Origin of the sequence: Rhodococcus sp. SJ-3, assembly GCF_051918125.1 — a bacterium.
Lineage (GTDB): Bacteria > Actinomycetota > Actinomycetes > Mycobacteriales > Mycobacteriaceae > Rhodococcus.
This window is the reverse complement of the sequence record NZ_CM123306.1, coordinates 450,710-460,800: the sequence shown is the minus strand read 5'-3', so window position 1 is coordinate 460,800 and position 10,091 is coordinate 450,710. Positions and strand designations below refer to the sequence as shown.

1 protein-coding gene (cut by a window edge) is annotated in these 10,091 nt (G+C 65.7%); it reads left to right on the top strand.

Features of this window, described 5'->3' with window-relative positions:
• Positions 1–40 precede the first annotated feature (40 nt).
• Positions 41–10,091, top strand: the beginning of a protein-coding gene (locus ACTDXD_RS02000) for a non-ribosomal peptide synthase/polyketide synthase (RefSeq protein WP_440125544.1). It continues 19,550 nt past the right edge of the window; 10,051 of the gene's 29,601 nt are visible here — the first part of the coding sequence; the start codon lies at positions 41–43; the stop codon falls past the right edge of the window.

Below are 10,091 nucleotides of genomic sequence, written 5' to 3'. Positions count from 1 at the left end.
GATACGCCGGTCGCAGGCTATTTTCAGGAGGATGACGTAGATGACGGGTGGTATGGCGGGCAAGCCGGCGCTGACGATCGAGGATCTTCCCCGGTTGCTCGCCGCAGTTGTGGACGTCGACCCCGACCGCATCGCGCTCTCCGATGGTGACACGCACCTCACCTATGCCGGGTTGCAGCAGGAGATCACCACTCTCGACGGTGCGATGGGCGGTGTGCTCGGTTTCGACGCGCTTCTTCCCGTCGTGCTGTCCAACGTGGCGCCGGGACTACTGGGAGGCGCCGGTCTCCCCGCGGTGGTCGATACCCTGCTTGCCGATGCATCCGAGGTCCTCGGTGACGACGCGTCTGCCCCCGTGACAGCGGATCCGCACACGCTCGTCGCGCGCTTCGACGCGCAGGTCGCGGCCACTCCCGATACCACCGCACTCGAGTTCGAGGGCGAGAGCCTCACCTACCGCGAGTTCGATGCCCGCGCCAACCGCCTCGCTCGTCACCTCATCGAGCTCGGTGTCGGACCGGACACCCGGGTCGGCCTGTCGATCCGCCGGTCCTTCGATCTGCTCATCGGCATGTACGCCATCGTCAAGGCCGGCGGAGCGTACGTCCCCCTCGACCCGGATCACCCCGCCGACCGCAGCGCCTATGTGCTCGAGATCGCCGAACCTGTCGCGGTGGTCACCACCGCGCGCGATGCCGTCGACCTACCCGGAACCGTGCCGGTCGTCGAGATCGACACCCTCGACGTGTCCGGCTACGCCGACGGTCCGATCGGGGAGGACGAGCGGAACGGCGCATTGACCGCCGACCACCTCGCTTACGTCATCTTCACCTCGGGTTCGACCGGCCGGCCGAAGGGCGTGGCGGTCGAGCACCGTGCGATCACCGCGAACATCGCGTGGCGCCAGTCCGAATACGCGATGCGCGCCGACGACGTCGTACTGCAGAAGACGCCGTTCACGTTCGACGTGTCGGTGTGGGAGTTCTTCTGGCCCCTCCAGGTGGGCGCCAGCTTGTCCATCGCGGTCCCCGACGGGCACCGCGACCCCGCCTATCTCGCCCGGACGATGATCGACCGGGGTGTGACCATCGCGCACTTCGTTCCGTCGATGCTCGCGGTCTACCTCGCCGAACCCACCGCGGCATCGGTGACCACCCTGCGCTACGTCTTCGCATCCGGTGAAGCTCTGCCTCCGCAGACGGTCGCCCGCTTCTATGAGATCAGCTCCGCGGGTCTGCACAATCTCTACGGCCCGACCGAGGCCGCGGTCGACGTCACCTACTTCGCGACCGCCGCCGACAACACCGTCGTGCCGATCGGTGACGCGGTTGCCGACACCGGGCTGTACGTACTCGACGAAGGACTGCGGCCCGTACCAGCAGGTGTCGAGGGAGAGTTGTATCTCGCGGGTGTACAGCTCGCACGCGGCTACCTCCGTCGCCCCGACCTCACCTCCGACCGGTTCGTCGCTGATCCTTTCGGCGAACCCGGCGACCGGATGTACCGCACCGGCGACCTCGTCGAACTCGACGACGCAGGCCGACTCGTCTACATCGGCCGGACAGATTTCCAGGTCAAACTGCGCGGCCTCCGGATCGAACTCGGCGAGATCGAATCCGCTCTGCTCGATCATCCGGGTGTGCGGCAGGCCGTTGTGGTCGTGCATTCCGACCCCGGCCTCGGAGATCACCTCGTCGCCTACCTCGTCACCGACGGCGGACACATCGAGCGGACCGAGCTCGCCGACGCAGTGCGTCACCGGCTGCCCGACTACATGGTGCCGTCGCTGTTCGTCGAGATGGACGAATTCCCGCTCGGCGCAAGCGGAAAGCTCGACCGGGGCGCTCTGCCTGAGCCCGACTTCAGTTCCCTCGCACGCGAATACCGCGCACCGAGCACGCCGACGGAACACGCCGTCGTTTCGGCCTTCGAGCAGGTGCTCGGTGTCGAGAAATTCGGTGTGGACGACGATTTCTTCGAGCTCGGTGGTAACTCCCTGAGCGCGACCCGCGTGGTGGCCCGAATCAACGCCGATCACAAGGTGCGCATCGACGTCCGCGAATTCTTCGACGCGCCCACCGCAGCCGAACTGTCCTCCCTTGTCGACACCGCGATCGCTGCCGGTGGTGACGGGCGTGCGCCGTTGGTGGCGCAGGTGCGTCCGGAGCGGGTGCCGTTGTCGTTGGCTCAGCAGCGGATGTGGTTCTTGAATCGGTTCGAGCCCGATTCTGCGGTGAACAACATTCCGGTGGCGATCCGGTTGTCGGGGTCGTTGGATGTGGCCGCGTTGCAGGCTGCGGTGTCGGATGTGCTGGGACGGCACGAGTCGTTGCGGACGGTGTATCCGGACGTCGACGGTGTCGGGTATCAGCGGGTGTTGCCGGTGTCGGAGGTCGCTCCTGATCTGTCGCCGGTGCCGGTCGACCCGTCGGGCGTGGTCGAGAAGATCACCGAGCTCGTCTCGGCGGGCTTCGACGTCACCTCTTCGGTGCCGGTCCGCGTGCAGCTGTTCGAACTGTCCGACGACCAGCATGTCCTGGTTCTCGTTCTGCATCACATTGCGGCCGACGGCTTCTCGCTGGGCCCACTGACGCGCGACGTCGTCACGGCGTACGCATCCCGCGCAGCAGGCAGTGCGCCGGCTTGGGAGCCGTTGCCGGTGCAGTACGCGGATTATGCGTTGTGGCAGCGGGAGGTGCTGGGTTCGGAGGACGATCCGGACTCAGTGTTCGCGTCGCAGGTGGCGTTCTGGCGCGACACGCTCGCGGGAGCTCCGGAACAGCTGGACCTGCCGTCCGATCGGCCCCGCCCGCTGGTGGAATCGTATCGCGGTGCGGCGCAGCAGTTTACGATCGGATCCGATCTTCGTGCGAATATTGCAGACCTCGCGCGTCGCACCGGTACCACCGACTTCATGGTCGTTCACGCTGCACTGTCGGTGCTCATCGCGCGGTTGGCCGCCACCGATGATGTCGCGATCGGTACTCCGGTCGCGGGTCGCGGTGAGGCTGCACTCGACGACGTGATCGGGATGTTCGTCAACACCTTGGTGTTGCGCACGCGGGTCGACGGCGATGAGTCCTTCGATGAGGTGCTCTCGCAGGTGCGACGCAACGACCTGGAGGCGTTCGGGCACGCGGATGTGCCGTTCGAGCGTCTCGTCGAGGTCATCGATCCGGAGCGTTCGACTGCGCGGCATCCGCTGTTCCAGGTGATGCTCGCGTTCCAGAACCTCGACATCGGCACACTCGAGCTTCCCGGTCTGACCGTATCGGCGCTCGACGCCGACGCTGCGGTGGCCAAGTTCGATCTGCAGGTCACCGTGTCGGACGACGCTGCCGACGGCTACCTCGTCGATCTGACCTACGCAACCGACCTGTTCGACCCGACCACCATGACGACTTTCGCCGACCGTTTCGTGCGAGTGCTCGAAGCGATCGTCGCAGACCGACAGATCAAGGTCGGTGACATCGATCTGCTCGATGGTGATGAACGGTCTCTGGTGTTGGAGCGGTGGAACGACACCGCGCGCGAGGTCGAGTCGTCGTCGACGTTGGTGGATCTGTTCGAGGCGCAGGTGCGCCGGACTCCGGGTGCGGTGGCGCTCGAGTTCGAGGGTCGGTCGTTGACGTTCGCGGAGTTCGATTCTCGTGTGAATCGGGTTGCGCGGTATTTGATTTCGGTGGGTGTGGGGCCCGAGTCGACGGTGGGTCTGGCTGTGCGCAGATCGTTGGATCTGCTGGTCGGGATGTATGCGATCGTCAAGGCCGGTGGTGCGTATGTGCCGTTGGATCCGGATCAGCCTGCCGATCGCAACGGGTACATTCTCGATACTGCTGCTCCGGTGGTCGTGCTGACGACCTCGCGTGACGCGTTTGCCGACGATCGTGTGCTTTCGGTCGAACTCGACGTGCTCGATGTGTCGGAGTTCTCCGATGCGGGGGTGACGGACGCAGAGCGTTCGGCGCCGTTGCGGTCGTCGAATGCGGCGTATGTGTTGTTCACGTCGGGGTCGACGGGCCGGCCGAAGGGCGTCGCGGTGTCCCATGCGTCCGCGGTCAACCAGGTGCTGTGGTTGACGACCGAATACGCCCTCGACGCGGCAGACGTCGTTCTGCAGAAGACACCGTTCACATTCGACGTGTCGGTGTGGGAACTGTTCGGTGCGCCGGCAGTCGGCGCCCGCCTCGTCATCGCCACGCCTGACGGTCACCGCGATCCGGCCTATCTCGGACAGGTGATCCGTGACCGGGCCGTGACCGCGACATCGTTCGTGCCGTCGATGCTCGCCGTATTCGCAGGTGCCGTCTCCGCCGCCGAATGCACCTCACTCCGCGTCGTCCTCGTGGCGGGCGAGGCGTTCCCGGTCTCGGTGGCCGAACAGTTTGCGCGTGTGAGCGATGCGGAACTCCACAACCTGTACGGTCCCACCGAGGCGACCGTGCACGCGACCGCCCGGCCGGTCGGCGACCTCACCGCGGGCTCCGTGCCGATGGGGTCACCGGTGTGGAACACCGGCGCCTATGTCCTCGACGACCGCCTCGCGCCCGTTCCGACGGGTGTGGTGGGTGAGCTGTATCTGTCGGGTATCCAGGTGGCACGCGGATACTTCGGTAGGCCGGAACTGACCGCCGAACGCTTCGTGGCCTCGCCGTTCCAGAAGGGCGCACGCGTCTACCGGACCGGCGACCTCGTCCGGTGGACATCGGCCGGTGAACTCGAATACCTGGGCCGCAGCGACTTCCAGGTCAAACTGCGCGGTCTGCGCGTCGAGCTGGGCGAGGTGGAGTCGGCGCTCCTCGAACGCACCCCCGCGACCCAGGCTGCGGCCGACGTACGTCACGAGCAGTTGGTCGCGTATGTCGTTCCCGCGCAAGGGGGCACGTTCGACAGCGCAGGCGCCCAGGAAGCCTTGTCCTCGGTATTGCCCGCGTACATGGTTCCCACGACGTTCGTCGTGCTCGATGTCATGCCGCTCGGCAGCTCCGGCAAGATCGACCGTAAGGCACTGCCCGAGCCCGTCTTCGAAACCCGCCGTTTCCGCGCTCCCACGACACCGATCGAAGAGATCGTCTCGGGCGTCTTCGCTGACGTGCTGGACCTCGACCGGGTGGGCCTCGACGACGATTTCTTTGTCCTCGGCGGCAACTCGCTGATCGCCACTCAGGTGGTGGCCCGCCTCGGCGCAGCACTGGGGACCACCGTTCCGGTTCGTGCCTTGTTCGAAGCGTCCGGTGTCGAAGATCTTGCTGCCCGCGTGGAACGAGCCGGGGGTGACGGGCGTGCGCCGTTGGTGGCGCAGGTGCGTCCGGAGCGGGTGCCGTTGTCGTTGGCTCAGCAGCGGATGTGGTTCTTGAATCGGTTCGAGCCCGATTCTGCGGTGAACAACATTCCGGTGGCGATCCGGTTGTCGGGGTCGTTGGATGTGGCCGCGTTGCAGGCTGCGGTGTCGGATGTGCTGGGACGGCACGAGTCGTTGCGGACGGTGTATCCGGACGTCGACGGTGTCGGGTATCAGCGGGTGTTGCCGGTGTCGGAGGTCGCTCCTGATCTGTCGCCGGTGGCGGTCTCGGAGTCCGATCTGGTGTCGCATGTGCAGTCGCTTATCTCGGCAGGGTTCGACGTGTCGGCGACCGTGCCGATCCGCGTCCGGCTGTTCGCCCTCTCGGCGTCCGAACATGTCCTGGTCCTGGTGGTGCACCACATCGCCGCCGACGGTTTCTCGATGGGTCCGCTGACGCGCGATGTGGTCACGGCCTACTCGATGCGCGCTGCAGGCGGCGAGCCCGTATGGGAACCACTGCCCGTGCAGTATGCGGATTATGCGTTGTGGCAGCGGGAGGTGCTGGGTTCGGAGGACGATCCGGCCTCGGTGATCTCGTCGCAGGTGGCGTTCTGGCGCGACACGCTCGCGGGTATCCCGGAGCAGTTGGATCTGCCTGCGGACCGACCGCGTCCCGTCGTCGCCAGCAACGGTGGTGCCCAGTACGAGTTCACGGTGGGCTCACGGATTCACGACGGAATCCTGCGTCTTGCTCGTGAGCGCGCCGCGACGCCGTTCATGGTTGTGCACGCTGCGTTGTCGGTGTTGCTGGCACGGTTGGCCGGTACCGATGATGTCGCGATCGGGACGCCGGTCGCGGGGCGCGGTGAGGCCGCACTCGACGACGTGGTGGGGATGTTCGTCAACACGTTGGTGTTGCGGGCACGCATCGACGGTGGTGAGTCGTTCGACGAGGTGCTTTCCCGGGTTCGCGGTAGCGATCTGGATGCGTTCGGGCACGCGGATGTGCCGTTCGAGCGTCTCGTGGAGGTGCTGAATCCGGAGCGTTCGACGGCGCGGCATCCGTTGTTCCAGGTGATGCTCTCGTTCCAGAATCTTGCGGCCGAGCGCGTCGAACTCCCGGAACTTGTGGTGTCGGGTATCGAGATCGACACCACCACAGCCAAATTCGACCTTCAGTTCGTCGTCACCGAGGCTCCGGATTCTGAAGGGTCGGCAACGTACTCGGTGGGTCTGACCTACGCGACCGACCTGTTCGACGAGGCCACCATCGCCGGTGTCGCCGACCGCTTCGTGCGGGTCCTCGACGCGGTGGTCACCGATTCGTCCGTGGCGGTCGGTGACGTCTGCCTGCTCGACGCCGACGAGCGCGCCCGGATGGTCGAGGAGTGGAACGACACGGACCACCCGTCGGGCACCTCCTCGACCCTGGTCGAGCTGTTCGAGGCTCAGGCACTGCGCACGCCGGATGCCATAGCTCTCGAATTCGACGGCGAGACGCTGACCTATGCGCAGTTCGCCGACCGTGTCCATCGTCTTGCGCGTCATCTGATCGGGCTCGGAGTGGGTCCGGAATCTCATGTGGGCCTGGCAATCCGGCGTTCGGTCGACCTACTGGTCGGCATGTATGCGATCACCACGGCCGGTGGCGCGTATGTGCCGCTCGATCCCGATCAGCCTGCCGACCGCAACGCCTACATTCTCGGGACTGCGGCACCCGTGGTGGTGCTGACCACCGAGCGTGACGGCTTCGAGGTCCCGCGGGAGGCGAATTCTGTCCCTGTCGTATCGATCGACGCGGTCGATCTCTCGCAGGTGGCGCCCGGGCCGATCACGGATTCGGAACGCACCGCGTCGCTGCGGGCATCCGGTACCGCATACGTGATCTTCACGTCGGGGTCGACCGGCCGTCCGAAGGGCGTGGCCGTCACCCACGAGGCCATCGTGAACCGCCTGCGTTGGATGCAGGACGAATACGACCTCACGCCCTCCGACGTGGTGTTCCAGAAGACGCCCTTCACGTTCGACGTGTCGGTATGGGAGTTCTTCTGGCCCTTGCAGGTCGGTGCTCGTCTCGTGATCGCTGTACCTGACGGTCACCGCGACCCGCGGTACCTGGTGGCGACGATACGCGAGAAGTCGGTGTCGGTGGCGCACTTCGTGCCGTCGATGCTTGCGGTGTTCGCGGCCGAACCCGCAGTGTCGGAACTGTCGCAGCTGCGGTATATTTTCGCGTCCGGTGAGGCGCTTCCGGCGGCGCTCGCCGCCAGGGTCCGGACGACACTGCCCACAGTGGGGATCCACAATCTGTACGGCCCGACCGAGGCGGCCGTCGATGTGACCTACCACGAGGTGACCGACGCGGACACCGTCGCGGTGCCGATCGGTGCTCCGATCTGGAACACGAAGGTATTCGTCCTCGACGACCGGCTGCGGCCGGCTCCGCTGGGTGTCGCGGGTGAGCTGTATCTGTCGGGTGTCCAGCTGGCCCGCGGTTACGTCCGCCGGCCGGATCTCACAGCCGAGCGTTTCGTTGCATCGCCCTTCGGATCGGGCCTGCGGCTGTACCGCACCGGAGACCTCGTCAAGTGGAGCGCCGACGGTGAACTCGAGTACATCGGCCGCACCGATTTCCAGGTCAAGTTGCGCGGTCTGCGCATCGAGCTCGGCGAGATCGAATCGGCACTGCTCGAGCGGGACGACACGGATCAGGCAGTGGTGCTGGTTCGTCAGGATCAGCTCGTCGCGTATGTCGTACCCGCTTCGGGCCGGACGTTCGACGACGCCGCGGTCAGTACGGAATTGTCCTCACTACTGCCCGCATACATGGTCCCCACGACCTACATCGTGCTCGACGTGCTGCCGCTCGGCGCGTCCGGCAAGCTGGACCGCAAGGCCCTCCCGGACCCGGTGTTCGAGGTCAAGAAGTTCAGGGCGCCCACGACGGCGATCGAAGAAATCGTCGCAAGTGTGTTCGCAGAGGTGCTCGGTCTGGACCGGGTGGGCCTCGACGACGACTTCTTCGCGCTCGGCGGCAACTCCCTCATCGCGACACAAGTTGTGTCGCGGATCGGCGCAGCGCTCGACTCGACGGTGCCGCTGCGTCTGCTGTTCGAGGCATCGTCTGTGGAATCTCTCGCAGCCCGTTTGGAGCACGGCGCGGCAGTCGGTCCCCGGCTCCCGCTGATTGCGGCCGAGCGCCCCACACAGATCCCGCTGTCCTTGGCTCAGCAGCGCTATTGGTTCCTCAACCAGTTCGATCCCGCATCGTCCGCGGTCGACAACATCCCGATCGCGGTACGCCTCGTCGGTGACCTCGACGTCGCGGCGCTCCAAGCTGCTGCACACGACGTGATCGCCCGCCACGAATCGCTGCGTACGGTATATCCGGACTCGGCGGACGGGCCGCACCAAATCGTGCTCCCGTTGGATCAGGCGAATCCGGATCTCGCGATACAGGACGTGAGCGACGAGGAGATCGAGCCCGCGATCGTCTCGTTCATGTCCACTACATTCGATGTGACACAACAGGTTCCGGTTGCCGTCCGCATCTTCCGAGTGCGTGAGAACGAACACATCCTGGCTCTCGTGGTCCATCACGTGTCGGCCGACGGAGCGTCGGTCGGTCCGCTGACCCGTGATCTCATGCGCGCATACGCAGCCCGCTCGCGGGGGGAGGCTCCCGGTTGGGCGCCGATGCCCGTGCAATACGCGGACTACGCGCTGTGGCAGCGTGAGATTCTCGGGTCGGAGGACGATCCCGAGTCGCTCGCTGCGAAGCAGGTCGACCACTGGAAGGCCGCGCTGGACGGCTTGCCCGACCAGCTCGATCTGCCCTCAGATCGGCCGCGCCCGCCGAGCCAGAGTTTCCGCGGTGAATCCCTGCAGTTCACTATCGATCCTGAACTTCACGGCCGTCTGCAGAGCCTTGCGCGATCCAAGAACGCCACCCTGTTCATGGTGGTCAATGCTGCTTTCGCGACCCTGCTGGCGCGCTTGTCCGGCACGGACGACATCGCGATCGGTACGCCGATCGCCGGCCGCGGCGAGCGTGAGCTCGATGATCTGATCGGCATGTTCGTGAACACGCTGGTGTTCCGTACGCGAGTCGACCGGCACACGAGCTTCGCCGAGCTCCTCGAGCAGACCCGCGAGACCGATCTCGGTGCATTCGCGAACGCGGATGTCCCGTTCGAGCGTCTCGTCGAGATCCTCAACCCGGTCCGTTCGACCGCGCGTAACCCGCTCTTCCAGGTGGGACTGTCCTTCCAGAACCTGGCGCGCACCGAGCTCGAGCTTCCCGGACTCACGGTCAGCTCGACCGACTTCGAACTCCAGCTCGCCAAGACCGATCTGCAGCTCACCGTCTTCGATCACTATGACGACGACGGCGCTCCGCACCGGATCGATGCCACCTTTACGTATGCGACAGACCTGTTCGACGAGTCCACGGTCGCGGGTTTCGCGCACCGCTTCGTGCGAGTCCTCGAAACGGCTGTCGAGGATCCCACCCTGCCCATCGGTGACATCGAACTGCTGGATCCGGTCGAGAAGACCCGGATGCTCGACGCGTGGAACGACACCGCGCACGAGGTCGTAGCCTCTGTGACACTGATCGATCTGTTCGACCAGCAGGTACGGAGCAACCCGGGCGCGTCCGCGTTGGCGTTCGAGAGTGAGACCCTGACTTACAGCGAGTTCGACGCTCGCGTCAACCGTCTGGCCCGGCATCTCGTCGGGTTGGGTGTGAGGCCGGAGTCGACGGTCGTGCTGGCGATGCGTCGGTCGGTGGAACTGCTGGTGGGCA